Below are 24,184 nucleotides of genomic sequence, written 5' to 3' on the forward strand. Positions count from 1 at the left end.
GCTCGCTCGCTCCGCTCGCTCATTGTCGTACTACTTCCGCAGCTCGATGACGGTCTTGCCGATCCGGATCGGCGCGCCCAGCGGAACAGGTGTCGGGGTGGTGAGTCGGGTCCGGTCGAGATACGTGCCGTTGGTGGACCCGAGATCCTCGACGATCCACTGGCCGTCACGGTCGGGGTAGATCCTGGCATGCCTGCTGGACGCGTAGTCGTCGTCCAGGACGATCGTTGAGTCGTGGGCACGGCCCAGCGTGATGGTCTGCCCCTGGAGCGCCACCGTGGTGCCGGTGAGTGTGCCCTCGGAGACGACCAGCTTTGTGGGTGCCCCCCGGCGCTGGCGGCCGGGCTGTTGACGTTGCTGCGGCGGTGCCGCGGCATTCTGGCGTGCCTGTGGCGGCCGTGCGTCGGTCGCAGTGCGGCGTGAGCCGCGCTGCGTGACGCGCGTTCCGAACAGGTCGCTGCGGATGACCTGGACGGCCACGATCACGAACAGCCACAGAACAGCCAGGAAACCTAGCCGCATGACCGTCAGGGTCAGCTCTGACATTGCCCCCGCTTCACCCTTCGGCTTGCCGGTAAACGATGGTGGTGCTGCCCACGACGATCCGCGAGCCGTCGCGGAGCGTAGCGCGGGTTGTGTGCTGCCCGTCTACCACGATGCCGTTGGTAGACCCGAGATCCTGGATCGTCGAGGGCGTTCCGGTCCGGATCTCACAGTGCCGGCGCGATACGCCGGGGTCGTCGATCCGCACGTCGGCGTCGGTGCTGCGTCCCAGCACCAGCGTCGGGCGGGAGATCTGATGGCGGGTGCCGTTGATCTCGATCCAGCGCCGCACCTGCGCGTTCGGCAGGGGGCTGGGGCCGGCCGGCGGGTGCCGGTCGCTACCGGGCGCCCCGGGCCTGCCCGCGCCCGGCGGCGGGGCCGCGGGCATGGGCGGGGCGGAGCTGGGCGGGTAGCCGTAGCCTCCGGTGGGCTGTGCAGGCCGCCCCGGGCCTGGGTAGGGGGGCTGGCCGTGCTGTCCCGGGGGGTTCTGCAGTCCTGGCCGGCCCTGGGGGTCCTGCTGCTGTGACGAACTCGACGCCAGGGTGCGGCTGCGCACCCGGTAGAGCCCGGTGTCGAGGTCGTCGGCCTTCTCCAGATGGACCTTGATGGGGCCCATGAAGCTGTACCGCTGCTGCTTGGCGTAGTCGCGGACCAGGCTGGAGAGTTCGTCGCCCAACTGGCCGGAGTACGGGCTGAGTCGCTCGTAGTCCGGGGTGCTGAGCTCGACGATGAAGTCGTTGGGGACGACGGTCCGCTCACGGTTCCAGATTGTTGCGTTGTTGTCGCACTCGCGCTGGAGGGCTCCCGCGATCTCGACCGGCTGGACCTCGGACTTGAAGACCTTGGCGAAGGTGCCATTGACCAGACCTTCGAGACGCTGCTCGAAACGCTTCATGACTCCCATTGGGGCACCTCCTCCGTTGTAGTCGTCCCTGTACTGCTTACTGATCGTATCCACGCGTGGGGAAATCGGCTGGTTCCCCTTGTCTGCCCTGTGGATGAGTGTCACCTCTCACACGGATCGTAGAGGCGGCCTCCTGACAGTGTCCCGCACCTGGGGTGCACTGAGGAGGAGTGGGGGCCGCCGCACGGCGTTCCCCGTTCCCGCCAGGCATTCGGTGAAACAACGGATGTGAATCCACCCTGTCCAGCGTGCTAATCTTCCGGATGTCGCCAGGCGCTCGCACCAAACGGTGAGAGAGTCTGGAAACACCACTCTTGCGCGAGTGGCGGAACGGCAGACGCGCTGGCTTCAGGTGCCAGTGTCCTTAGGGACGTGGGGGTTCAAATCCCCCCTCGCGCACAAGAGAGAAGCCCCACAGGCCAACGGTCTGTGGGGCTTCTTCGTTCTCGGGTTTGGTTTCACGTGAAACGCCGGATTCGGGGCGTCCTGTGGTGGCATGAGGCTTTCGGGGTTTGTGTGGGGGCGTCGCCTCCGTGGGCTGCTGGTCGGGTCCCGGCTCCCGCGGGCCCTGGTCGGCTCTGTGCCGTACGACTCAGGCTGCGAGGCGGGCAGCGAGGGACTTGGCCTTCTCTGCAGCCGCAGTGAACGCCTGGGCGCGGGAGGCGTCGGCGAGTGGAATGAGGTTTGCCATCGAGGGCTGGGACCGGGTCGGCGTCAGTGCCGGGACGATGAAGTCGACCTCGGCGCCGAACATGCTCGTCAGCAGCTTCTCCAGGTAGTTCTGGACCAACTCGGCGCCGGCGGCGACGGCCGCAGCGTCCAGGTGGGGCAGCGGGGCGGCGGCGAGATCGCGGTAGACAACCTGTCCGTCGGGGTGCTGCTCACGCCAGGCCTGCACAAAGGCGGCACTGACATTGATGGTGGTACGTGGGTTCCGGTGGTCGTGACTCTGGCACTGACTGACGCCCTGCTGGGCTGTCTTCGCGTTGTACTGTCCGGCCGCCGGGGCTCGTTCTCATGGCTCCGGCGGGTGGAACATGACCTGGTGGGAGCTTGGTCAGAAGCCCCCTCAATGTCCGACGGCCCCTGCTGACGCGTGCCGGATGCCGCGAGGGGGGCTGAGGATGCGTCCTGGCCGTCGCGCCGGTTGTAGCGGGCCGGAGGATGTTCTGTCGGGTCAGGCCTTCGGTGTCTGCGGGGAGGTCGTGCTCGGGTCGCCCGCCGCGTTGTAGCGCAGCAGGTATTCCGCGAAGCCGGCGAGGTCGTCCGCTGTCCAGTCCGCGAGGCGCTCCTGGTAGGCGGAGCGGCGGCTGGCCTGTGTCGATGCGAGCGCCTGGGTTCCGGCCTCGGTGGGGTGCAGCACCTGGATGCGGTGGTCGTCCGGGTCCGGGTGTCGTTCGACCAGTCCCAGTTTCTCCAGGGCGCCGATCTGTCGGCTGACCGTCGATTTGTCCAGCATGTAGTGCGCGGCCAGATCTGTTGCGCGGCAGCCGTGCCGGTCGTCGATGTGTGCCAGCAGCGTGTACGAGACCAGGGGCAGCTCTGGATGGAGGCGGGCCGCCGCGGAGCGCGCGCGGCGTGCGAAGGCGGTCAGTTCGCGCTGGATGACATCCAGTGATTTTTGGCGTTCTCCGGGGGTGCCTGGCACTGCTTCGCCTTCCTCTCCGCCTTCCTTGGAACTTCGGTTGTATAGTACAACGGGTTAGGGGTTGTAAAAGCCAACTATTGGAGAGTTCCGAATGTCGTCAGGCCCGAGCGCCGCCGGCTCCACCGCCGCCGCTCTGCGTCATGTGCTGAGCCATCTCGTCACGCCGCTGCTGATGTGCATCGGCATGGGGCTCGCCTACCTCGGGGCGTTCCACGCCCCTGAGCCGCACGATCTGCGGGTGGACGTGGTCGGGTCGGGGTCGAGAGCGCAGGTGCTCGCGCAGACGCTGCAGGACAAGGGTGACGGGGCGCTGAGTGTGCGCACGGTCCCCGATCGCGCGACGGCTGTGAACCACCTCAGGACGCAGGCGAGTTACGGTGCCTACCTGCCGGGGAAGCACCCCGAGCTGTTGGTGGCCAGCGCGTCCTCCGACACCAGCGCCACGGTGGTCGAGAAGGTCTTCACCGAGGTTGCGGCCGCGGAGGGGGACCCGCTGAAGGTGACGGACACGGCACCGACCGCTGACGGCGATCCGACCGGTCAGGGCATCTTCTTCCTGCTGGTCGCGGTGAGTATCGGCTCGTACGCATCGGTCGCGGTGATCGGTGGTGCGGGCGCGGTGCTGGCGCTGCGGATCAGGGCCGCTCTGACGGTTGCTGCGTCCCTGGCGGTGAGCGTGATCGGAGTGGTCTTCGCCGGTCCGCTGTTCGGTCTCGTGGACCACGGGCTCGGCGGGCTCTGGGCGATGGCCTGGCTCTACTCGCTGGGCATTCTGCTGATCGGCGTCGGAATGCACACCTTTCTCAAGCGGTGGACGACGCTCGGCGTGATGGTGCTCTTCGTGATGCTCAACTTCACCAGCTCCGGCGGCATCTTCCGGCCCGAGCTGCAGCCCGGCTTCTTCGGTGCGCTGCACTCCTTCTGGAACGGTGCGGGCTTCGTCGAGGGTGTGCGCAGCCATGTGTACTTCGGCGGACACGCGCTCGGCCGGCATGTGCTGGTGCTCGCGCTCTGGTTCGTGGTGGGCCTGGCAGTGATGGGTGCGGCGGGGCTGGCCGAGGCAAAGCGGCGGAGGGCCACCGTGGAGACGGCTCAGGCCGGCGCCGTCGTCGGGTCCGCCGAGGCCGGGGGAGCACAGGGACGGGGGCGGCACGTCAAGGCCGAAGTCCGGACCGAGGCGGACGACGAGGAAGAGCTGGGGGAAGAACTGGAAGAGGCGGCCGTCGGCGTCTGACCAGGACAGAGCGTTGTCCACAGGCCGTGAGGTGAGTTTTCCACAGGGGCAGACGGCTTTCGGTGAACGGCGGTACCTTCGTCGCAATTGATCTGCGACAGGGCATGGGGCCAGTAGCGCAGGGCGAAGGCGGGGGAGGCTGCGCGTCATGGGTGAAATCGAAGCGGCAGTGCCGGTTCAGCGGGCTGTGACAGATGATCCGCGCATTCCGGTCGTGCCCGGATTCGCGTCGCGTCGGACGACTGTGGCGACTGCGGCGGGCAAGAATGCGCCGCAGTCGCCCAGGGAAGCGGGCAAGGCGCTGCGGGAGAGGGTGCCCAGGGCCTCTCACTCCGCCCTTGACCTTCCGGCCGGGCGACCCGATGCCGTGCAGGCGGTCGAGGAGTCGAGCCGGGGCAGGGTGCCCGGTCTCGCTCCGATCCGTGTGGGGCGGATGGCAGCCACACCGTTCGCGTTTCTGCGTGGCTCGGCCGGGCTGATGGCCCATGACCTGGTGGGCACGCCGGTCAGCGGGGTGGGCGCCCAGCTCTGCGGCGATGCGCACGCGGCCAATTTTGGGCTGTACGGCGATGCGCGGGGCAGCCTGGTCATCGATCTGAACGATTTTGACGAGACTGTGTTCGGCCCCTGGGAATGGGACCTCAAGCGCCTCGCCACCTCGCTCGTGCTCGCTGGGCGTGAGGCCGGGGCGGACGAGGACACCTGCCGCCAGGGCGCATACGACACGGTGGGCGCATACCGGCGGACGATGCGGCTGCTGGCCAAACTGCCCGCGCTTGACGCCTGGAACGCCATCGCGGACGAGGAGTTGGTCTCGCACACGGATGCGCGGGATCTGCTCGGCACCCTGGAGCGGGTCTCGGAGAAGGCCCGTAACAACACCAGCGCCCGCTTCGCGGCCAAGTCCACCGAGGATTCCGGGGACGGTGGACGCCGTTTCATAGACGCGCCGCCGGTGCTGCGGCGGGTGCCGGACGAGGAGGCCGCGGCGGTGGCGGCGGGACTCGGCGACTATCTGGGCACGATCTCGGACGACCGGGTACCGCTCCTCGCCAGATACGCGATCCATGACGTGGCGTTCCGGGTGGTCGGCACGGGGAGCGTCGGCACCCGGTCGTACGTGGTGCTCCTGCTCGATCACCGTGGCGAGCCCTTGGTGCTGCAGGTGAAGGAGGCGCGGCCATCCATGCTGGCGCCCTACCTCCCGGCTGTCGGGTTCGATGTACCGGCAGTGGCGCACGAGGGGCGCCGGGTGGTGCTCGGGCAGAAGCGGATGCAGGTCGTCAGCGACATTCTCTTGGGTTGGGCCACCGTCGACGGGCGCCCGTTCCAGGTGCGGCAGTTCAGGAACCGCAAGGGCAGTGTGGACCCGGGAGCACTGGCAGCCGACCAGGTCGACGACTACGGCCGTATGACCGGGGCTCTGTTGGCTCGGGCCCATGCGCACAGCGCCGACCCGCGGCTGATCGCGGGCTACTGCGGCAAGAATGAGGAGCTGGACGAGGCGGTGGCGGCGTTCGCGGTGACGTACGCGGACCGTACTGAGGCGGACCACACGGAGCTGGTGCGGGCCATCGGTTCGGGGCGGATAGCCGCCGAACCGGGCGTGTGAGGGGCATTGAGTCGACCGCGCGTCCTCGGGGCGTGGACGGTGGCCATACGCTGGACGGGTGACCCACGAAGCCGCCGGGGTGCCGATCACCCGGAACGACGATGACCGGCAGGAAAACGACCGGCAGCACGAGCAGGATGCGCAGCACGGAGGGCCTGCCGGTGCCGATGCCGCTGCAGGTTCGGAGGCCGACGCTGCCGCTGGGGCTGACGGCGGGCCTGGCGGGGCTGCCGACGGAACTGCTGAGGGAGCTCGGCCCGAGGCTCGGCTTGCCAAGGCTGTGCGGGTGGCGGAGCAGGCGCTGATCGAGTTCGAGATCGCGGTGGAGACCTTCCGGGTCGAGGTCGAGAACTTCTCCCGGTTGCACCATCAGAAGCTCGGGCCGATGTACGCCCGCCTCGATGAGCTCGATGCGCAGATCGCGGAGGCCCAGGCCGCCAGGACCGGTGACCCCGAAGACCTCCGCAAGGCGCAGGAGGCCCGGGCGATCGTGATGCCGATGCCGGGCGTCGACGAGCTGTTCCACGACTGGATCGACTCCGACGGGCTGTCCCCCGAGGCGGCGGCGATGCTGACCGAGCAGCCGGTCCGGCCGCCCAAGCGGGTCCGGCCGACCGAGGAGGCGCGCAAGCTCTACCGCGAGCTGGCGCGCAAGGCCCACCCGGACCTGGCGCAGGACGAGACGGAGCGGGCACGCCGGGAGGAATTCATTACCCGCGTCAACGCTGCTTATGGGCGTGGGGACGAGGCGCTGCTGATGGAGCTGGCGCAGGAGTGGGCGGCGGGGCCGGTGGTGCCGGAGGCGGAGCTCAGCGAGAGCGAGGAGCTCTATGCCCGGCTGAACTGGCTGACCCAGCGCAAGGAACTCCTGACGGTGCTCGCCCAGGAGCTCGAGGAGAGCGCGATCGGGGCCATGCTGCGGATGGCGCCCGACGATCCGGACCGGCTGCTCGACGAGATCGCCGATCAGCTGCTGGGCGAGGTCGCTCAGCGTGAGGCGGAGCTGGCGGGTCTGGTGCAGTAGCGTTCCCGGTGACTCTGGAGCGTACGTACGAGAGAAGGCATGACCCATGAATTTCGCCCCGCTGCCCTCGGTGGATGTCGCGGCGGTTCCGTCGGACGGCTTTGTGCTGGACGTCCGGGAGAACGACGAATGGGCGGCCGGGCATGTCGCAGGCGCCCTGCACATTCCGATGAGTGACTTCGTGGGCCGTTTCGGTGAGCTGACCGAAGCTGCCGAGGACGGTCGGCGCGTGCACGTGATGTGCCGGGTCGGTGGCCGGTCCGCCCAGGTCACCCAGTACCTGGTGCAGCAGGGCATCGACGCCGTGAACATCGATGGCGGGATGCTCGCCTGGGACGGTGCCGGACGTCCCATGGTCACCGACAACGGCAACCCGGCTTTCGTGCTCTGAGACCGGGGCCGCTCGGCTGCTGGAGTGCTGGGCTGCCGGGGTGCCGAGCGGACGCTCGACCCGTGTTGTCCGAGGACCTGGCCGGTATCAGCTGAGGAGGTGCGCGGCCAGTAGGTCGCCCAGTGCCTCCTCGTGTGCCGCCGCCGGGCCGAGGGAGAGCTCGATCTGCTTCGCCCAGGCATGGAAGCGGTGCAGCGAGTAGTCGGTGTCCGCGCCGAAGCCGCCGTGCAGATGCTGTGCCGTCTGTACCACCCGGCGGACACCGTCCGACGCCCAGATCTTCGCCACGGCAATGTCGCCCTCAGCGGGCAGCGCACCGCCGGCCCCGGTGGAGATACGCCAGGCCGCCTGCCAGAGCGTCACTTCCATGGCCCGCAGGTCGATGTAACGGTCCGCGGCCTGTACGGCGACGGACTGGAAGGTCGCGACGGGAAAGCCGAACTGCTCGCGCTTGCCGGTGTATTCGCTCGTCATGGTCAGCACAGCCTCGCCCAGACCCAGCGCGAGTGCGCACGTCCCGGTGATGAGCAGGGCGCGCAACCACTCCCAGGCCCCGGCGGTGTCGATCAGCGCACGGCTGTTGATTCGTACCGAATCCAGCCGGACCTCGGCGAACAGCTCACCGCTGGTGGAGACCTGCTCGGCCAGAGCGACGCCGTCGTGGGTGGGCCGGATCAGGGCCACAACGGCCCGGCCCTCGCCTGTGTGGGCAGGAATCGCGACCCAGTCCGCGGCCTGCGCCCACGGCACCCCTGACTGCACCCCGTCGAGCACCCAGCCCGCAGCATCACCGTCGGCGTTGCCAGGCCGGTTGCTCGCGGGGGCTTCCCGGCGGGCGGTGACGGCGAGCTCGGCCGGATCGTGGCCGGTGCGGCCGTTGGCCCCGACGGTGAGGACCAGTTCGCCCCGGCCGACCCGGGGCAGCAGCTCGGCGGCCAGCCCCGCGTCGCCGTAGCGCTGGAGCGCCATCGCGACCGCGCACGTCTCCAGCAGCGGCACCCGCGCAAGTATCCTGGCGGACTCGCGCAGCACCAGACAGAGCGCGACTGGATCGAGCCCGGCCCCGCCATGCTCCGGCGGCAGCGTCAGACTCAGCAGGTCGCCTGCGGCGAGCCCGGCCCACAGAGGCCGGTCGATGTCCTCGGCCACCGCTCCCGGCACGAGAGCGGGGCTGGGTACCCCGTCGGGCGCAACGCCCGAGAAGACCGCTCTCGCTGCCTCAGCGGCTGCCTGCTGTTCCTCGGTGAAGGTGAAGTCCACTGCCCTGGCCTCCTGCGAACCGCTGCTCCCGTACCCGGACCTGACGGATCGTCAAGATAGAACAGGTTCTATAAGAAGGGAACAGGAGGAAGCGGACGGAGACGGAGAGGGGGCGCGGTCAGCGGTCGAAGTCGAGCTCCACCTCCGGAGTGACGGGATGTGACTGGCACGCCAGCACATAACCGGCGCCCGTCTCTTCGGGCTCCAGCGCGAAATTGCGGTCCATCCGTACCTTGCCCGAGACCAGGAATGCCCGGCAGGTCCCGCACACACCGCCCTTGCAGGCGTACGGCGCGTCGGAGCGGCTGCGCAGCACGGTCTCCAGCAGCGATTCGCCCTCCTGTACCGGCCATGTGCCGGAGCGGCCGTCCAGGGTCGCGGTGAGGCTGCTGTGAGCAGGCGTTTCGGCCCGGGTGCGGGCAGGTGCGTTCGGGCCGTCGTCCACATGGAAGATCTCCTGGTGGATACGGGTCCGGTCGACGCCCAGGCCGTGCAGCGCGCGTTCGGCGGCCTGTACCAGTCCGAACGGCCCGCACAGATACCAGCCGTCCACCTCCGGCACGGGTAGCAGCGCGGGCAGCAGCTCGGTGAGACGGTCCCTGTCCAGCCGGCCGGAAGGGAGACCTGCCTGCTGCTCCTCCCGGGAGAGCACCGTGACCAGCTGGAACCGGTCCGGATAGCGGTCCTTGAGGTCGGCGACCTCGTCCAGGAACATCGTCGAGACCGCCGTCCGGTCGCTGCGGATCAGACAGAAACTGGCGTCGGGCTCCCGCGCCAGCAGTGTCGCTGCGATCGACAGCACCGGGGTGATCCCGCTGCCCCCTACGATCGCCGCGAAATGTCCGGCGCGGGGCGTGAGCACGAAGCGGCCCATCGGGGGCATCGACTCGATCAGGTCACCGACGGTGAGTTCCTTCAGCGCGTACGTGGAGAACGCGCCGCCGTCGACGAGCCTAATGCCCACCCGTAGCGCCGGATCCGACGGTTCCTCGGTGGCCGGGGAACAGATCGAGTACGAGCGGCGGATCTCCTCACCGTCGACGCTGTAGCGCACATTGAGGTGCTGGCCGGGCTTGTGGCGAAAGGTCTCGCGCAGCTCGGGCGGCACGGCGAAGGTGACGGCCACCGAATCGTCCGTGAGCCGTTCGATCGCGCGGACCCGGAGCGGATGGAACATCTACAACTCCTTGAAGTGGTCGAACGGTTCGCGACACGTCACACAGCGGCGCAGTGCCTTGCACGCGGTGGAGGAGAACCGGCTCAGCAGCTCCGTATCGGTCGAGCCGCAGTGCGGGCAGCGGACCGAGAGCGTGAGCGGCACTGGGCCGCCTGCGGGGGCCGTGGCATCGTGCGGGCGCGGGGGCGCGATGCCGAACTCGGCCAGCTTGCGCCGCCCTTCCGCGCTGATGTCGTCCGTGGACCAGGCAGGCGAGAGCACGGTGACCACGGAGACTTCCGGTATGCCGTGGTCGTGCAGCACCCGCTCGATGTCGGCGGACATGGCCTCGATCGCCGGGCAGCCGGTGTAGGTCGGGGTGAGGCGTACCGTTACCTTGCCGGGCGCCACCACGTCCACGCCCCGGAGCACCCCCAGCTCGTCCAGGGTCAGCACGGGCAGTTCGGGATCGGGTACGGAGCCTGCCAGTCGGTGCAGCTCCTCCTCCAGGAGCGTTTCGGTCACCATGACGCCCCCGGGTGGCTGCGATGCAGGTGCTGCATCTCGGCGATCATCCGGCCGAAAGGTTCGGTGTGGATGCCCTGCCGTCCCGCGCCCGCCGTCCATGCTCCGGTCTGCGGGCCGGCCGGTACGGTCAGCGTGCCCTGCTGCAGCACTGTGGTGACGGACTCCAGCCAGCCGCTGTTCAGCGACTGCCAGTCGATCTCCACGCCCTCGACGGGCTGGAACAGTTCGCCGGTGAACCGCCAGAGGGCGTCGACCCCGCGCTGCATCCGCTCATGGCTCTCGGCCGTGCCGTCGCCGAGCCGCAGCGTCCAGTGCTCCGCGTGGTCCTGGTGGTAGGCGACCTCCTTGACCGCCTTCGCCGCCAGCCCGGCGAACGGACTTTCACCGGCCGCCAGCTGCTCGTAGAGCAGCCGCTGGTACGTGGAGAAGTAGAGCTGGCGGGCGATGGTGTGGGCGAAGTCGCCGTTCGGCTGCTCGACCAGTTGGACGTTGCGGAAGGCACGCTCCTCGCGCAGATACGCCAGCTCGTCCTCGTCCCCGACAAGGGAGAGCAGCACCCGGGCCTGTCCCAACAGGTCCAGGGCGATGTTGGCCAGGGCCACTTCCTCTTCCAGTACGGGGGCATGGCCCGCCCACTCCCCCAGCCGGTGCGAGAGCACCAGCGCGTCGTCGCCCAGGGCGAGGGCCGCGGTCACAGGTGCTTCACCCCTTCCGGGATCTCGTAGAACGTCGGGTGCCGGTACGGCTTGTCACCGGCCGGCTCGAAGAAGGAGTCCTTCTCGTCGGGCGAGGAGGCTGTGACCTGTGCGGACGGGACCACCCAGATGGAGACGCCCTCGGAACGGCGCGTGTACAGATCGCGTGCGTTGCGCAGGGCCATTTCCGCGTCCGGGGCGTGCAGGCTGCCCGCGTGGGTGTGGGACAGCCCGCGGCGCGAACGCACGAACACCTCCCACAGCGGCCATTCGGTCGAGCTGCTCATGCTGTTGCCTCCCCGTTCCGTACTGCTGTGTGCTTCTCGGCGTACGCAACCGCCGCGTCCCGGACCCAGGAGCCCTCCTCGTGCGCCCGGCGGCGCTGGGTGAGGCGCTGCTCGTTGCACGGGCCGTTGCCCTTGAGGACTTCCTGGAACTCCTGCCAGTCGATCGCCCCGAAGTCGTGCTGTCCACGCTCCTCGTTCCACCGGAGGTCCGGGTCCGGGAGGGTGAGCCCCAGCGCCTCGGCCTGTGGGACACAGATGTCCACGAAGCGCTGCCGCAGCTCGTCGTTGGAGTGCCGCTTGATCTTCCAGGTCATCGACTGCGCCGAGTGGGCCGATGCGTCATCCGGCGGGCCGAACATCATCAGGGACGGCCACCACCAGCGGTTCACCGCGTCCTGCGCCATCTCGTGCTGTGCCGGGGTGCCGCGGCTGAGGGTGAGCAGCAGCTCGTAACCCTGACGCTGGTGGAAGGACTCCTCCTTGCAGATACGGACCATCGCCCGGGCGTACGGGCCGTAGGAGCAGCGACAGAGCGGAACCTGGTTGGTGATCGCGGCGCCGTCCACGAGCCAGCCGATCGCGCCGACGTCCGCCCAGGTCAGCGTCGGGTAATTGAAGATCGATGAATACCTCTGGCGGCCTGCGTGGAGCTTGTCCAGCAGCTCCTCGCGGCCGGTGCCGAGGGTCTCCGCGGCGCTGTACAGATAGAGCCCGTGTCCGGCCTCGTCCTGGACCTTGGCCATCAGGATCGCCTTGCGGCGCAGCGAGGGCGCTCGCGAGATCCAGTTGGCCTCCGGCTGCATTCCGATGATTTCGGAGTGGGCATGCTGGGCCATTTGCCTGACCAGTGAGGCACGGTACGCATCCGGCATCCAGTCGCGCGGCTCGATGCGCTCGTCCGCCGCCACCGCAGCATCGAAGGCCGCCTCCAAGGCCTCGTCCGCCCCTTCAGGCCTGCCTGCTCCTGCCTGCGCTGTCTGGTCCGCAGTCACTGCCGTCATCCCGGACTCCCTACCGACCGACCGATCGTTCGGTTCAATGTCTTCAATGGTGAGTCGACGGCCCGTAGGGTGTCAACCCTGTGGATAACTCACCGGGGATCGACGGGGATCGGGGCGGGATGGATTCGTACGGCGACAGGGCTGTCGGGAGCGGGAACGGGAGCGCCGGGCCAGGGCCGGGGCAGCGCGAGGACGCGTCGTCCGGCGCCGGTCGGGGGGCGGGTCAAGGTCCCCGTGTCGGTATGGCTGCCCTGTCACTTCCGTACCAGATCGTTGCCGCGATCGCACTGTCGGTCATCGGGCTGGTCGCCTGCGTTCAGCTGGCCATGGTGTTTCTGCACGTCGCACCCTCCAACACCCTGACCAAGCAGCACGGCGAAGCGGTCGACGACTGGATCTATCCCGAGTTCGAGCAGAACTGGAAGCTCTTCGCCCCGAACCCGCTTCAGCAGAACGTGGCCATTCATGTACGAGCCGAGATAGCCGGCGCCGACGGCCGCCGCACCACCCCCTGGATGAGCCTCTCCGGTGAGGACGGCAAGGCGATACGCGGCAATCTGCTCCCCAGCCACGTCCATCAGAACGAGCTCCGTCGCGCCTGGGACTTCTATCTCGGTTCCCATGACAACGAGAACCGGGCGAACGGCCTGCGCGGTGAGCTCTCCGAGCATTACATCCGCCGCGTCGCGATGCTGCGCCTCGGCGAACACGACTACGGCGGCACCGTCGAGCGCATCCAGATCCGTTCCGAGGTGCGATCCATCGCGGCGCCCGGATGGAGCGAGGAGAAGATCAGTACGAAGCCGTCCTACCGGGTGCTGCCGTGGTGGACCGTAACCCCCGACGACCTTCCCGAGAACGCCAAGGGGGCGGACAAGTGAGTACGTTCACCTTCGACCGCAAGCTCGCGCGCGCCGTCCAGCGCATCACTTCCTCGGCCCTGGGCCCGTACCAGAGCGCCGTCATCCGGATCGGTTTCTCCGCCACCTATCTGCTGTACCTGCTGCGTGAACTGCCGCACCGCCACGAGATGTACGGACCCGACGCCCCGTGGCGCTGGGACATGGCGCAGCAGCTCATATCGGGCAATCAGGCCTTTACCGCGCTCATGTGGTCGGACAGTACGGTCTGGTTCGAGATCGTGTACGCGGTTGCTCTGCTCTCCGCCGCGCTGCTGATGGTCGGCTGGCATACCCGCGCCATGTCGGTCCTCTTCATGGCCGGTGTGCTCTCCCTGCAGAACCGCAGCATTTTCATGGGCGACGGCGGCGACAATGTCATCCATCTGATGGCGATCTACCTCGTGTTGACGCGCTGCGGGCAGGTCTGGTCGTTGGATGCACGGCGTGCGGCGCGCGCGGGTCGTGTGGCGGATGCGGAAGACGATGGTCCGCGGCGTTCGGTGCTGGGGGATGTGGCCGGTCCGGTTCTCTGGGTGGTACTCGGCCTGGTTCTGACCGTGGCCACCGTGACAGACGGCCTCGGCGGCACCTGGTGGCTGCCGGTTCTCTTCTGGGTCCTCTGGGCCGGCCAGGGTGCCTGGTGGGCTGTGAATCGCTACGCGCCCCACAGCGAAGCGCGCACCCTGCTGGATGTCGTCGCCAATCTCGCCCACAACGCGACCCTCGTCGTGATCATGGCCGAGGTCTGTCTGATCTACGCGACAGCAGGGTGGTACAAGATCCAGGGTTCGCGGTGGCAGGACGGCACGGCGCTGTACTACCCGCTCAAGCTCGACTACTTCACGCCCTGGCCCGGGCTGTCGGACATCCTCGCATCCAGCGGTGTCATGGTGATGCTGCTGACGTACGGCACGGTCATCGTCCAGGTCGCCTTCCCCTTCACCCTGTTCAACCGGCGGGTCAAGAACGTCCTGCTCGTCGTCATGGTGTGTGAGCATGTCGGCATCGCCCTGCTGCTCGGGCTGCCGTTCTTCTCGATGGCGATGATCGCTGCCGACTCCGTCTTCCTGCCGACCGTCTTCCTGGTGTGGCTCGGCGGCCGGGTGACCCTCGGGCGGGAGCTGCTGTTCTCGCGCAGGGGCAGGGTGCCGGGGCAGCGGCGAGCCGTCGATGACGAGGAGGCCCCGCAGCACAGCGGCGACGGGGGCCATACGCTCGTCGGGTGAGTAGTGAGAGCGGCAGCAGTAGCAGCACCGGTAGTACCGGCAGTACCGGCGGGGATTCGTTGACCGAAGAGTCCGGAGGGCTCGGACGCGAACCCTCCGTCGGATCCGTGCCGACGACGGAACCCATGCAGTACGACGACGGATTCGGGACGGAGATCGGCGTCGGGCCGCATCCGCTGCCCTGGCCCGTGGAGGAGCGGTACGACCCCGAGCTGCTTGCCCACGGCGACCGGCGCAACGTGGGCGACGCCTACCGGTACTGGACACGGGAGGCGATCGTCGCCGATCTGGATCTGCGGCGGCATGACTTCCATGTGGCGGTCGAGAACTGGGGCCACGACTTCAATATCGGCTCCGTGGTGCGCACCGCGAACGCCTTCCTGGCCAAGGAGATCCACATCGTGGGGCGGCGGCGCTGGAACCGGCGCGGTGCGATGGTCACCGACCGGTACCAGCATGTACGGCACCACCCCGACACGGAATCGCTGACCGCGTGGGCGGCGGCGGAAGGGCTGCCGATCATCGGAATCGACAATCTGCCGGGGGCGGTGCCGCTGGAGCGGACCGAGCTGCCGCGGCGGTGTGTGCTGCTCTTCGGGCAGGAAGGGCCCGGGCTGACCGAAGAGGCCCGAAAGCACGCGGCGATGGTGTGCTCCATTGCGCAGTTCGGGTCGACGCGGTCGATCAATGCGGGTGCTGCGGCTGCGATTGCCATGCATGCGTGGGTGCAGCGGTATGCGGAGATTTCGGGGGCGGGGCGGGAGTAGGAGCCCGGGCCCCGGGGAGGCGGGCCCGGGCCCCCGGGGAGGGCTGGGGTTCTGACGTGGGTGGGGCGGCGGGGGTGGGCACCTGCGGCGGGTCTGTTCCCCTGCCCGCCCCTTCTCGTAACCGGGGGCTCCGCCGCCCCCACCCCCGCTTCTGATTGGGGAGCCCGGAAGATGACTGGGCGGAGGAACGGGGATTACGCCTGGCGGCGGACTTCCACCATGCGGAAGCGGCTTGCTACGAAGGCTCCGTCGCACAGGGCCGCGTTCGCTGCCGGGTTGCCGCCCGAACCGTGGAAGTCGGAGAACGCCGCGGTCTGGTTGACGTACACCCCGCCGGTCAGGTTCAGCGAGAGCTGGGCCGACTCGTCCAGGCAGGCGTCCTCCACCGCGCGCTCCACCTCCGGTGAGGTGGTGTACGCGCCTACCGTCATCGCGCCCTTGTCGCGGATCGTGCGGCGGAGCAGTTCCACGGCGCCGTCTGTCGAGTCGACCGCTACTGCGAAGGAGACCGGTCCGAAGCACTCCGACAGGTAGTGCTCCTCGTCGTCGGGCTTGGTGCCGTCCAGTTTGACGACGACGGGGGTGCGGACCACGGCGCCGGGGAATTCCGGGTTGGTCACCTCGCGGGAGGGCAGGGCGACTTCGCCCAGCTCCGCGGCTGCCTCCAGGCGGGCCTTCACATCCGGGTTGACCAGGGCGCCGAGCAGTGCGTTCGCCCGGGCGTCGTCGCCCAGCAGCCCGTTGACAGCGGTGGCGATGTCGTCGACGACTTCGTCGTACGTCTTGTCGCCGGCATCGGTCGTGATGCCGTCCCGGGGGATCAGCAGGTTCTGCGGGGTGGTGCACATCTGGCCGCTGTACAGCGAGAGGGAGAACGCCAGGTTGGCGAGCATGCCCTGGTAGTTGTCGGTGGAGTCGAGGACGATCGTGTTGACTCCGGCCTTCTCCGTATAGACCTGGGCCTGGCGGGCGTTGGCCTCCAGCCAGTCGCCGAAGGCGGTGGATCCGGTGTAGTCGATGATCTTGATCTCGGGGCGGACCGCGAGCGTCTTCGCGATGCCCTCGCCCGGCCGTTCGGCCGCCAGAGCTACCAGGTTGGGATCGAAGCCCGCCTCGACGAGCACCTCGCGGGCCAGCTGCACCGTGAGCGCGAGTGGAAGCACGGCGCGCGGGTGCGGCTTGACCAGGACGGGGTTGCCGGTGGCCAGGGAGGCGAAGAGGCCCGGATAGCCGTTCCACGTGGGGAACGTGTTGCAGCCGATCAGGAGCGAGATGCCGCGGGGTGCCGCGGTGAACGACTTGTGCAGTTGGAGCGGGTCGCGCTTGCCCTGCGGCTTGGACCAGTCGGCGCTCTGCGGGGTGCGGATCTGCTCCTCGTACGCGTACGCCACCGCCTCCAGGCCGCGGTCCTGGGCGTGCGGGCCGCCCGCCTGGAACGCCATCATGAAGGCCTGGCCGCTGGTGTGCATCACGGCGTGGCCGAACTCATGGGTCCTGGCACTGATCCGCGCCAGGATTTCCAGACAGACCAGGGCCCTGGTCTCGGGGCCCGCCGCACGCCAGGCGGCCATTCCCGTACGCATCGCCGGCAGCAGGACGTCCAGGTCGGCGTGCGGATATTCGACGCCGAGCTCCGGTCCGTACGGAGAGGTCTCTTTGCCCGTCCAGCCGTCGGTGCCCGGCTGGCCGAGGTCGAGCCGGGTGTGCAGCACGGCGTCGAAGGCCGCTTTGCCCTCGGCGGCGCTCAGGCTGCCGGGGGCGCCGCCCTCGCCGTATGCCTTGGGATGCTCGGGATGCGGGGACCAGTAGGCGCGCGTACGGATCGCGTCGAGGGCCTGGTCGAGCGTGGGGCGGTGCTTCTCGGACAGCAGGTGCAGGGAGAGCTCGGCGGCCATGACGGACCAACTCCTCATCGAGCTGGGCAGGGACGGGCGGACAGAGTTAGAGTAACCGAACGATCGGTCGGGACAAGGGGGCCCGCCAAACCTGTGGACAACTCGTAGGGGAGGATCGCGGACATGACCACGGCCAAGCGGGACACGTACACCCCGGAGACTCTGCTCACCGTCGCCGTCCGTGTCTTCAACGAGCGCGGCTACGACGGCACGTCCATGGAGCATCTCTCCAAGGCGGCGGGCATTTCCAAGTCGTCCATCTATCACCATGTCGCGGGCAAGGAGGAACTGCTCCGCCGTGCGGTCAGCCGGGCGTTGGACGGGCTCTTCGGAATCCTCGACGAGCCGGGAGCGACGCAGGGGCGTGCGATCGAGCGGGTCGAGTACGTCACCCGTCGTACCGTCGATGTGCTGATAGCCGAACTGCCCTACGTCACGCTGCTGCTGCGCGTACGGGGCAATACGAAGACCGAGCGCTGGGCCATGGAGCGGCGGCGCGAGTTCGACCACCGGGTGACCGATCTGCTCAGGGCGGCGGTCGCGGACGGCGATCTCCGCTCCGACGTGGACATACGGCTGGTGACACGGCTGCTCTTCGGGATGGTCAACTCCCTGGTGGAGTGGTATCGGCCGCAACCGGACGGCGGTGTCGACGGGGAGCGCCTGGCGGACACGCTCGTCCGGGTGGCCTTCGAGGGGATGCGGTCCAGCCGCTGAGCCGTTGACGGCCGGACAGGCCCAGACCACCATCCTTCGGCGTGACCGCTGTCTTGCGTGCTCCTGTCCTGCGTGTTCCCGGGACCCTGTCGGCTGCCGTGCTGCTTGCGGCCGTGTCGCTGACCGGATGTGGTGGAGGCGACGGTGACGGAGGGGCCGGCGCGGACGGACGCGGCGGCCGGAGTGCGAGCGAGACCGCGGTGCCGGACGATTTCGGCTGTCTGACGTCGCAGGAGGCGAAGGCTGCCTCCCTCACCTTCGAGTCCGCGGACGGGACCGGGACTGGCGCCTATGTACCGGGCGGTGCGAGCGGCGGCGGGACCGGCGCGGGGATCGTGCTCGCGCACCAGTCCGACGGCACCGCCTGCCAGTGGAAGGACAAGGCCGACGAACTGCACCGGGCCGGCTATCGGGTGCTCGCGGTCAATTCGGCGGGCCAGGAGGTCTCCGAGATCGTCGGGGCGGCCGGGTACCTGCGCGGCAAGGGCGCGAAGAAGTTGCTGCTGATGGGGGCGTCCAGGGGAGGCACTGCCGTGCTCACCGCTGCGCCTGCCGTACGGCCGCAGCCGGACGCGGTGATCGCGCTCTCCGCGCCGACGGTGTACTCCGCAATGAACGCTCTGGACGCCGTCCCGAAGCTGACCGCGCCGGTGCTCTACATGGCCGCCGAGTACGACGAGTCCTTCGGGGAGGATGCGAAGGCGCTGAACAAGGCCAGCACCAAGGCGTCGGAGCACAAGCTGATCTACGTCAGGGGTGCGGGCGAGCACGGGGTGGCGCTGCTCGACAGCGTGAAGAACTGGGCCACGGTCCAGGCATTCCTCAAGAAGTACGGTTCCTGAAGAAGTTCCGGTCCCGATTCGGATTGCCGGTTCCCGTTCACCGGTTCCCGTCAGGTCAGCTCGGTGGGTCTGGCCGGGCCCGGGGCCAGGTCCGTCTCCTCGAACACCAGAAGTGTGCGGGTGGAGAGCACCTCCGGGATGGCCTGGATCCTGGTCAGGACCAGCTCGCGCAGCGACCGGTTGTCCGGGGTGTGCACCAGCAACAGGACATCGAAGTCGCCGCTGACCAGTGCGATGTGCGTGGCCCCCGGCAGCACCTGGAGCTGTTCGCGCACGGTGCGCCAGGAATTCTGGACGATCTTGAGAGTGATGTACGCGGAGGCGCCCTGCCCCGCCCGCTCATGGTTCACACGCGCGCTGAAACCGCGGATCACGCCGTCGTCAATGAGCCGATTGATCCGGGCATACGCGTTGGCCCGGGACACATGGACGCGATCGGCCACCGACCGTATCGAGGCACGGCCGTCCGTCTGGAGCAGTCGCAGGATGTCGCGGTCGATGGCGTCGAGCGGGCGCGCGGGCGGAACCTGGCCGGGGTCCTCGCCCCCGTCGGCCATTTGTTCAGCTGACATGTGCCCCCGCCTCCCTGTCCTGGACGACCTGCTCCTATCCCAGGCTGTGGAGAACCGTTTGTCCACAGGCTGAAGGTGCCTGTAGCCAAAATGCACTCGCGACCGAACAATCGGTAGGTGAGGCACAGCGCATCCGTGCCTCGGACAGCGCTCGACATTTCGAAGTATTTCGACACCCCTCGACATCGGACGATCCTCCGATGTCCAAGACGCCGCTCGAAAACCCCTCGATGCCAGGAGGTGCTTGTCATGACGGTCCAAGAGCTGCCCGGCGCGGCCGCTTACCGGCCCACGCCGCCCCCGGCCTGGAAGCCGCTCACCGATCCCGCGCCGCTGCTCCCGGACCCCGAGCCGTACCGCGTACTCGGTACGGATGCCGTGGCCGATGCCGACCCCGAACTGCTGCTGCGGCTCTACACGGAGCTGGTGCGCGGACGGCGGTACAACGCGCAGGCCACCGCCCTCACCAAGCAGGGCCGACTCGCTGTCTACCCGTCGAGCACGGGGCAGGAGGCCTGCGAGATAGCGGCCGCGCTGGTGCTGGAGGAGCGGGACTGGCTCTTTCCCAGCTATCGCGACACGCTGGCGGCCGTGGCGCGCGGCCTGGACCCGGTCGAGGCACTGACGCTGCTGCGCGGCGACCGGCACACCGGTTACGACCCGCGCGAGCACCGCATCGCTCCGCTCTGCACCCCCCTCGCCACCCAACTGCCGCACGCGGTGGGGCTGGCACACGCGGCGCGTCTCAAGGGCGACGACGTGGTGGCGCTGGCCATGGTCGGTGATGGCGGGACCAGCGAGGGTGATTTCCACGAGGCGCTGAATTTCGCGGCCGTCTGGCGGGCCCCGGTGGTCTTCCTCGTACAGAACAACGGCTTCGCGATCTCCGTACCGCTGGCCAAGCAGACCGCTGCTCCGTCCCTGGCGCACAAGGCCGTGGGATACGGGATGCCGGGCCGGCTGGTGGACGGCAATGACGCGGCCGCCGTGCACCAAGTCCTCGGTGAGGCGGTTGCGCGGGCCCGGAGCGGTGGCGGTCCTACGCTCGTCGAGGCGGTGACGTACCGCATGGACGCCCATACGAACGCCGACGACGCCACGCGCTACCGGGTCGACAGCGAAGTGGAGGCGTGGCGTGCACACGATCCCATCCAGCTCCTGGAGCGGGAGCTGACCGGACGGGGGTTGCTCGGCGACGACGGGATCGAGGAGGCGCGCGTGGCCGCGGAGCGGATGGCTGCCGCTCTGCGCGAGCGGATGAATGCCGATCCGGTGCTCGACCCGATGGATCTCTTCGCCCATGTCTACGTGGAGCAGACCACGCAGCTACGTGAGCAGGCCGCCCGATTGCGTGTCGAGCTGGAGGCCGAGCAGGGCCGGCACGGCCACAACGACTTGGAGGAAGGGCGATGACCACCGCAGCGGCGCCGGCCGGAGAGCGGACGGCGAAGGCCAAACCCGCCACCATGGCGCAGGCGCTCGGGCGAGCGCTGCGCGACTCGATGGCCGAGGACCCGACGGTGCATGTCCTCGGCGAGGACGTCGGCATGCTCGGTGGGGTCTTCCGGATCACCGACGGTCTGACGAAGGAGTTCGGCGAGGACCGTTGCACGGACACCCCGCTGGCCGAGGCGGGCATCCTCGGCACGGCCGTCGGCATGGCTATGTACGGGCTGCGGCCCGTGGTGGAGATGCAGTTCGATGCCTTTGCCTATCCGGCGTTCGAGCAGCTCATCAGCCATGTCGCAAAGATGCGGAACCGGACGGCCGGTGCCATGCCGTTGCCGATCACGGTCCGGGTACCGTACGGCGGCGGGATCGGCGGGGTCGAGCATCACAGCGACTCCTCGGAGGCGTACTACATGGCGACGCCCGGCCTCCATGTCGTCACGCCTGCCACAGTCGAGGACGCGTACGGGCTGCTGAGGGCCTCGATCGCCTCCGACGATCCTGTGGTCTTCCTGGAGCCGAAGCGGCTCTACTGGTCGAAGGCGGACTGGTCGCCCGAGGCGCCGGTGGCCGTGGAACCGATCGGACGGGCTGTCGTCCGCCGGCCCGGGCGCAGCGCGACGCTGATCACGTACGGGCCGTCGCTGCCGGTCTGCATGGAGGCTGCGGAAGCGGCCGTCGAAGAGGGCTGGGATCTCGAAGTCGTCGATCTGCGCTCATTGGTGCCGTTCGACGACGAGACCGTCGCCGCTTCCGTGCGGCGTACGGGGCGCGCCGTCGTCGTCCATGAGTCCTCCGGTTTCGGCGGCCCGGGCGGCGAGATCGCGGCCCGGGTCACCGAGCGCTGTTTCCACCATCTGGAGGCGCCGGTGCTGCGGGTCACCGGGTTCGACATTCCGTATCCGCCGCCGATGCAGGAGCGGCACCATCTGCCGGGCGTGGACCGGGTGCTCGACGCGGTCGCCCGCCTGCAGTGGGAGGCGGAGAGCTGATGCCCCAGGTATTCGAATTCAAGCTGCCGGACCTCGGCGAGGGGCTCACCGAGGCGGAGATCGTGCGCTGGCTGGTGGAGGTCGGCGATGTCGTCGCCATCGACCAGCCGGTCGTCGAGGTCGAGACGGCCAAGGCGATGGTGGAGGTGCCGTGTCCTTACGGGGGCGTGGTGACCGCGCGGTTCGGCGAGGAGGGAACGGAACTTCCGGTCGGGGCAGCACTGTTGACGGTGGCGGTGGGGTCCGAGGGAGCCTTGGGATCAGCGGGGCCGGCGGACTCCGGGGTGGGCTCGGGCTCGGACGCGGGGGCTGGGGCGGTGGTATCGGCTGTGGGGTCGGGGGCCGGTTCAGGCGGGGCGGGTTCCGGTTCCGGTGAGGCGGAGGCGTCCGGCAATGTGCTGGTCGGGTACGGGACGGGCGCACCGGTTGCGCGTCGTCGACGAGTCCGTCCCGAGGCGATGGCGGCGACTGTTGCCGCACATGTGACCGCTGCGGCTGCGGTTTCTGCGGCTGTTCCGGACGCGGCGCAGGGGCCGGTGGCCGTCGTCTCCCCACTGGTGCGGAAGCTGGCGCGGCAACATGATCTTGATCTGCGGCAGCTGGCGGGTTCCGGGCCCGACGGGCTGATCCTGCGGGCCGATGTCGAATCCGCCATCAGGGCACTCACAGAGGGGGCGGCCGCTCCCACGCCGGCCGCCGTCTCGGTGCCGGAGTCGGTTTCGCAACCGACGTCGCTGCCTTCGGTACAGCCGTCGGTGCCTCCGATGCAGCCGTCGGTGGCGCAGCCGGCTGCGAGTCCGGCCGTGGAGCGGATCCCGTTGCGCGGTGTACGGGGCGCGGTCGCCGACAAGTTGGCGCGCAGCCGACGGGAGATCCCCGATGCCACGTGCTGGGTCGACGCCGACGCCACCGAGCTGATGGCGGCCAGATCCGCGATGAACAGCGCCGGTGGCCCGGCCGCCGGGCCCAAGGTGTCGGTGCTCGCTCTGCTGGCGCGTATCTGCACCGCCGCGCTGGCCCGGTTCCCCGAGCTCAACTCCACGGTGGACCTGGAGGCGCGGGAGATCGTGCGGCTGCCGGAGGTCCATCTCGGGTTCGCGGCCCAGACCGAGCGGGGCCTGATTGTCCCCGTCGTACGGGACGCGCAGGCCCGGAACGCGGAGTCGATCGGGGCCGAGATCGCCCGGCTGACCGAGGCGGCCCGGACCGGGAGGCTGACCCCGGCGGAGCTGACCGGCGGCACGTTCACGCTGAACAACTACGGGGTGTTCGGAGTCGACGGTTCGACCCCGATCATCAACCACCCGGAGGCGGCGATGCTGGGTGTCGGCCGGATCGTGCCCAAGCCGTGGGTGCACGAGGGCGAGCTGGCCGTACGCCAGGTCGTCCAGCTCTCGCTGACCTTCGACCACCGGGTCTGCGACGGCGGTACGGCGGGTGGCTTCCTGCGCTACGTGGCCGACTGCGTGGAACAACCGGCGGTGCTGCTGCGCACGTTGTAGGCGTAAAGCTGCGCACGTTGTAGGCGTAAAGGGGGGAGCGGGCTCCCGTTTCCTCCCTTCGCTGATCCACTGGATTGCGGACGGGGAGGATCAACGGGAGGCTGCGGCCCGCATACTCGGATGCATGACCGCGTATGACGCCATCGTCCTTGCCGGAGGGGCCGCCAAGCGGCTCGGCGGCGCCGACAAGCCCGGAATCCGGGTCGGTGGCCGCGCGCTGCTCGACCGGGTGCTGGCGGCCTGCGCCGATGCCTCGACCACCGTGGTGGTGGGCGGGCGGCGGCCCACCGTGCGCGCAGTGACCTGGACGCGGGAAGAACCACAGGGCGGCGGCCCGTTGGCCGCGCTCGATGCCGGGGTCCGGCGCACCGCGGCGGACTGGGTTCTCGTACTCTCCGCCGATCTGCCGTTCCTCGGGGAGAGCACGGTCGGAGCGCTGCTGGCCGCCGCCGGTGAGGGGCAGCAGGAGGGGGCCCTGTGCACCGATCAGGGCGGTCGTGACCAGCCTCTCGTCGCCGTGTACCGTGCCGAACCGCTGCGTCGCGAGCTTGCCCTGCTCGCCACCGAGCACGGCAGTCTGTCCGGACTCCCCTTGCGGTTGCTGACGAATGAACTCGACCTTGCCCGGGTGGAGGCCGGCCCGCTGGTCTCCTTCGACTGTGACACCTGGGAGGACATCGCGTCGGCCCGGGCCCGTATCAGAGAGCATGGGACCGTGCTGGACGAATGGATCAACGCAGTCAAGAACGAACTGGGCATCGAACTCGACGTCGACACCGACGTCCTGCTCGATCTCGCCCGTGACGCCGCCCACGGCGTCGCCCGGCCCGCCGCGCCCCTGACGACCTTCCTGGTCGGGTACGCGGCGGCGAAGGCAAGCAGCGATGGCGACGGACCGGCGGCGGTGGCCGAGGCCGCCCGCAAGGCTGCCGCGCTCGCACTTCGGTGGGCGGACGAGAACGAGACGCAATGACAGCCCATAACGGCAGGTCCGACCCACCTCCGGCGGCCGACGTCGCGTCGATGGACGTCGGGTC

24 protein-coding genes, 1 tRNA gene and 1 pseudogene are annotated in these 24,184 nt (G+C 69.1%); 14 read left to right on the forward strand and 12 right to left on the reverse strand.

Features of this window, described 5'->3' with window-relative positions:
- Positions 1–30: 30 nt before the first annotated feature.
- Together ACZ7IB_RS09410 and ACZ7IB_RS09415 are read right to left on the reverse strand one after the other, a co-directional pair.
- Entirely contained in the window at positions 31–546 is a 516-nt protein-coding gene (locus ACZ7IB_RS09410) for an FHA domain-containing protein FhaB/FipA (protein ID WP_093895021.1), read from the reverse strand.
- Between the two features lie 10 nt (positions 547–556).
- A complete protein-coding gene (locus ACZ7IB_RS09415) occupies positions 557–1,447 on the reverse strand; it encodes an FhaA domain-containing protein (protein ID WP_470910736.1) in 891 nt (296 codons plus the stop codon).
- Between the two features lie 316 nt (positions 1,448–1,763).
- On the opposite strand from ACZ7IB_RS09415, the gene ACZ7IB_RS09420 reads away from it, so the two are divergent.
- Positions 1,764–1,846: transfer RNA gene (locus tag ACZ7IB_RS09420), tRNA-Leu, on the forward strand.
- Between the two features lie 193 nt (positions 1,847–2,039).
- On the opposite strand, the pseudogene ACZ7IB_RS09425 reads toward ACZ7IB_RS09420, so the two are convergent.
- Both ACZ7IB_RS09425 and ACZ7IB_RS09430 read right to left on the reverse strand, forming a co-directional pair.
- Positions 2,040–2,384: pseudogene (locus tag ACZ7IB_RS09425) on the reverse strand (NAD(P)H-dependent oxidoreductase); the annotation flags it as partial.
- Between the two features lie 240 nt (positions 2,385–2,624).
- Positions 2,625–3,095 (reverse strand): MarR family winged helix-turn-helix transcriptional regulator, encoded by a 471-nt coding sequence (locus tag ACZ7IB_RS09430; RefSeq protein WP_470910739.1) that lies wholly within the window; start codon positions 3,093–3,095, stop codon positions 2,625–2,627.
- Between the two features lie 91 nt (positions 3,096–3,186).
- Between ACZ7IB_RS09430 and ACZ7IB_RS09435 the strand changes: the two genes are divergently transcribed.
- From ACZ7IB_RS09435 to ACZ7IB_RS09450, 4 genes are all read left to right on the forward strand, one after another.
- Positions 3,187–4,329, forward strand: a complete 1,143-nt coding sequence (locus ACZ7IB_RS09435; protein ID WP_470910741.1) for an ABC-2 transporter permease — start codon at positions 3,187–3,189, stop codon at positions 4,327–4,329.
- A 148-nt stretch (positions 4,330–4,477) separates the two neighbouring features.
- Entirely contained in the window at positions 4,478–5,941 is a 1,464-nt protein-coding gene (locus ACZ7IB_RS09440) for a DUF2252 domain-containing protein (protein ID WP_470910745.1), read from the forward strand.
- Between the two features lie 58 nt (positions 5,942–5,999).
- Positions 6,000–6,965, forward strand: coding sequence for a J domain-containing protein (locus tag ACZ7IB_RS09445; RefSeq protein ID WP_470910746.1), 966 nt, complete (start codon positions 6,000–6,002; stop codon positions 6,963–6,965).
- Between the two features lie 46 nt (positions 6,966–7,011).
- Positions 7,012–7,356 carry a rhodanese-like domain-containing protein gene (locus ACZ7IB_RS09450; RefSeq protein ID WP_266359861.1) on the forward strand — a complete coding sequence of 115 codons (345 nt, stop codon included), beginning with the start codon at positions 7,012–7,014 and terminating at the stop codon, positions 7,354–7,356.
- 87 nt (positions 7,357–7,443) lie between these two features.
- Here ACZ7IB_RS09450 and ACZ7IB_RS09455 read toward each other — a convergent pair whose 3' ends face one another.
- The 6 genes from ACZ7IB_RS09455 to paaA form a co-directional block, all read right to left on the reverse strand.
- Entirely contained in the window at positions 7,444–8,616 is a 1,173-nt protein-coding gene (locus ACZ7IB_RS09455; protein WP_470910751.1) for an acyl-CoA dehydrogenase family protein, read from the reverse strand.
- 118 nt (positions 8,617–8,734) lie between these two features.
- Positions 8,735–9,793 carry a 2Fe-2S iron-sulfur cluster-binding protein gene (locus ACZ7IB_RS09460; RefSeq protein WP_470910754.1) on the reverse strand — a complete coding sequence of 353 codons (1,059 nt, stop codon included), beginning with the start codon at positions 9,791–9,793 and terminating at the stop codon, positions 8,735–8,737.
- On the reverse strand, positions 9,794–10,300 hold the full coding sequence (gene paaD / locus ACZ7IB_RS09465; protein WP_470910757.1) for a 1,2-phenylacetyl-CoA epoxidase subunit PaaD: 507 nt from the start codon (positions 10,298–10,300) through the stop codon (positions 9,794–9,796).
- On the reverse strand, positions 10,294–10,995 hold the full coding sequence (paaC, locus tag ACZ7IB_RS09470; protein WP_470910759.1) for a 1,2-phenylacetyl-CoA epoxidase subunit PaaC: 702 nt from the start codon (positions 10,993–10,995) through the stop codon (positions 10,294–10,296). The genes paaD and paaC overlap by 7 nt, the downstream gene beginning before the upstream one ends.
- On the reverse strand, positions 10,992–11,282 hold the full coding sequence (paaB, locus tag ACZ7IB_RS09475; RefSeq protein ID WP_093548044.1) for a 1,2-phenylacetyl-CoA epoxidase subunit PaaB: 291 nt from the start codon (positions 11,280–11,282) through the stop codon (positions 10,992–10,994). The genes paaC and paaB overlap by 4 nt, the downstream gene beginning before the upstream one ends.
- The gene (paaA, locus tag ACZ7IB_RS09480) at positions 11,279–12,283 is read right to left on the reverse strand and encodes a 1,2-phenylacetyl-CoA epoxidase subunit PaaA (RefSeq protein WP_266359873.1); all 1,005 of its coding nucleotides are present in this window, start codon (positions 12,281–12,283) and stop codon (positions 11,279–11,281) included. Before paaA ends, paaB begins: the two co-directional genes overlap by 4 nt.
- A gap of 119 nt (positions 12,284–12,402) precedes the next feature.
- On the opposite strand from paaA, the gene ACZ7IB_RS09485 reads away from it, so the two are divergent.
- The 3 genes from ACZ7IB_RS09485 (at position 12,403) to ACZ7IB_RS09495 (ending at position 15,178) form a co-directional block, all read left to right on the forward strand.
- Positions 12,403–13,164: a DUF5819 family protein gene (locus ACZ7IB_RS09485; RefSeq protein ID WP_470911168.1), complete on the forward strand. Its 762-nt coding sequence runs from the start codon at positions 12,403–12,405 to the stop codon at positions 13,162–13,164.
- A complete protein-coding gene (locus ACZ7IB_RS09490; RefSeq protein WP_470910763.1) occupies positions 13,161–14,411 on the forward strand; it encodes an HTTM domain-containing protein in 1,251 nt (416 codons plus the stop codon). The genes ACZ7IB_RS09485 and ACZ7IB_RS09490 overlap by 4 nt, the downstream gene beginning before the upstream one ends.
- Before the next feature lie 125 nt (positions 14,412–14,536).
- The gene (locus ACZ7IB_RS09495; RefSeq protein ID WP_470911171.1) at positions 14,537–15,178 is read left to right on the forward strand and encodes a TrmH family RNA methyltransferase; all 642 of its coding nucleotides are present in this window, start codon (positions 14,537–14,539) and stop codon (positions 15,176–15,178) included.
- Between the two features lie 194 nt (positions 15,179–15,372).
- Here ACZ7IB_RS09495 and paaN read toward each other — a convergent pair whose 3' ends face one another.
- Positions 15,373–17,073: a phenylacetic acid degradation protein PaaN gene (gene paaN / locus ACZ7IB_RS09500; RefSeq protein ID WP_470910765.1), complete on the reverse strand. Its 1,701-nt coding sequence runs from the start codon at positions 17,071–17,073 to the stop codon at positions 15,373–15,375.
- 123 nt (positions 17,074–17,196) lie between these two features.
- On the opposite strand from paaN, the gene ACZ7IB_RS09505 reads away from it, so the two are divergent.
- Both ACZ7IB_RS09505 and ACZ7IB_RS09510 read left to right on the forward strand, forming a co-directional pair.
- Positions 17,197–17,790, forward strand: a complete 594-nt coding sequence (locus ACZ7IB_RS09505; RefSeq protein WP_114245475.1) for a TetR/AcrR family transcriptional regulator — start codon at positions 17,197–17,199, stop codon at positions 17,788–17,790.
- Positions 17,791–17,831: 41 nt separating this feature from the next.
- Complete coding sequence (locus ACZ7IB_RS09510; RefSeq protein WP_470910768.1) at positions 17,832–18,632, forward strand: alpha/beta hydrolase family protein; 801 nt, start codon at positions 17,832–17,834, stop codon at positions 18,630–18,632.
- A 50-nt stretch (positions 18,633–18,682) separates the two neighbouring features.
- Here the strand turns inward: ACZ7IB_RS09510 and ACZ7IB_RS09515 are convergent, their stop codons facing one another.
- Positions 18,683–19,189, reverse strand: a complete 507-nt coding sequence (locus tag ACZ7IB_RS09515) for an Lrp/AsnC family transcriptional regulator (RefSeq protein WP_470911174.1) — start codon at positions 19,187–19,189, stop codon at positions 18,683–18,685.
- Positions 19,190–19,453: 264 nt separating this feature from the next.
- Here ACZ7IB_RS09515 and pdhA point away from each other — a divergent pair, with 264 nt between their 5' ends.
- From pdhA to ACZ7IB_RS09535, 4 genes are all read left to right on the forward strand, one after another.
- Positions 19,454–20,617, forward strand: coding sequence for a pyruvate dehydrogenase (acetyl-transferring) E1 component subunit alpha (gene pdhA, locus ACZ7IB_RS09520; RefSeq protein WP_470910769.1), 1,164 nt, complete (start codon positions 19,454–19,456; stop codon positions 20,615–20,617).
- Entirely contained in the window at positions 20,614–21,645 is a 1,032-nt protein-coding gene (locus ACZ7IB_RS09525) for an alpha-ketoacid dehydrogenase subunit beta (protein WP_470910771.1), read from the forward strand. Before pdhA ends, ACZ7IB_RS09525 begins: the two co-directional genes overlap by 4 nt.
- Positions 21,645–23,147, forward strand: a complete 1,503-nt coding sequence (locus ACZ7IB_RS09530) for a dihydrolipoamide acetyltransferase family protein (RefSeq protein ID WP_470910773.1) — start codon at positions 21,645–21,647, stop codon at positions 23,145–23,147. Before ACZ7IB_RS09525 ends, ACZ7IB_RS09530 begins: the two co-directional genes overlap by 1 nt.
- A 124-nt stretch (positions 23,148–23,271) precedes the next feature.
- The gene (locus tag ACZ7IB_RS09535; protein ID WP_470910774.1) at positions 23,272–24,120 is read left to right on the forward strand and encodes an NTP transferase domain-containing protein; all 849 of its coding nucleotides are present in this window, start codon (positions 23,272–23,274) and stop codon (positions 24,118–24,120) included.
- Positions 24,121–24,184: the final 64 nt, after the last annotated feature.

It is taken from the genome of Streptomyces sp. NPDC037301, assembly GCF_055602785.1.

Coding starts and splice junctions, on each gene's coding strand:
- ACZ7IB_RS09410 (WP_093895021.1), bottom strand. CDS start 546: ATGTCAGAGCTGACCCTGACGGTCATGCGGCTAGGTTTCCTGGCTGTT.
- ACZ7IB_RS09415 (WP_470910736.1), bottom strand. CDS start 1,447: ATGGGAGTCATGAAGCGTTTCGAGCAGCGTCTCGAAGGTCTGGTCAAT.
- ACZ7IB_RS09435 (WP_470910741.1), top strand. CDS start 3,187: ATGTCGTCAGGCCCGAGCGCCGCCGGCTCCACCGCCGCCGCTCTGCGT.
- ACZ7IB_RS09440 (WP_470910745.1), top strand. CDS start 4,478: ATGGGTGAAATCGAAGCGGCAGTGCCGGTTCAGCGGGCTGTGACAGAT.
- ACZ7IB_RS09450 (WP_266359861.1), top strand. CDS start 7,012: ATGAATTTCGCCCCGCTGCCCTCGGTGGATGTCGCGGCGGTTCCGTCG.
- ACZ7IB_RS09460 (WP_470910754.1), bottom strand. CDS start 9,793: ATGTTCCATCCGCTCCGGGTCCGCGCGATCGAACGGCTCACGGACGAT.
- paaD (WP_470910757.1), bottom strand. CDS start 10,300: ATGGTGACCGAAACGCTCCTGGAGGAGGAGCTGCACCGACTGGCAGGC.
- paaB (WP_093548044.1), bottom strand. CDS start 11,282: ATGAGCAGCTCGACCGAATGGCCGCTGTGGGAGGTGTTCGTGCGTTCG.
- paaA (WP_266359873.1), bottom strand. CDS start 12,283: ATGACGGCAGTGACTGCGGACCAGACAGCGCAGGCAGGAGCAGGCAGG.
- ACZ7IB_RS09485 (WP_470911168.1), top strand. CDS start 12,403: ATGGATTCGTACGGCGACAGGGCTGTCGGGAGCGGGAACGGGAGCGCC.
- ACZ7IB_RS09495 (WP_470911171.1), top strand. CDS start 14,537: ATGCAGTACGACGACGGATTCGGGACGGAGATCGGCGTCGGGCCGCAT.
- paaN (WP_470910765.1), bottom strand. CDS start 17,073: ATGGCCGCCGAGCTCTCCCTGCACCTGCTGTCCGAGAAGCACCGCCCC.
- ACZ7IB_RS09505 (WP_114245475.1), top strand. CDS start 17,197: ATGACCACGGCCAAGCGGGACACGTACACCCCGGAGACTCTGCTCACC.
- ACZ7IB_RS09515 (WP_470911174.1), bottom strand. CDS start 19,189: ATGGCCGACGGGGGCGAGGACCCCGGCCAGGTTCCGCCCGCGCGCCCG.
- pdhA (WP_470910769.1), top strand. CDS start 19,454: ATGACGGTCCAAGAGCTGCCCGGCGCGGCCGCTTACCGGCCCACGCCG.
- ACZ7IB_RS09525 (WP_470910771.1), top strand. CDS start 20,614: ATGACCACCGCAGCGGCGCCGGCCGGAGAGCGGACGGCGAAGGCCAAA.
- ACZ7IB_RS09530 (WP_470910773.1), top strand. CDS start 21,645: ATGCCCCAGGTATTCGAATTCAAGCTGCCGGACCTCGGCGAGGGGCTC.
- ACZ7IB_RS09535 (WP_470910774.1), top strand. CDS start 23,272: ATGACCGCGTATGACGCCATCGTCCTTGCCGGAGGGGCCGCCAAGCGG.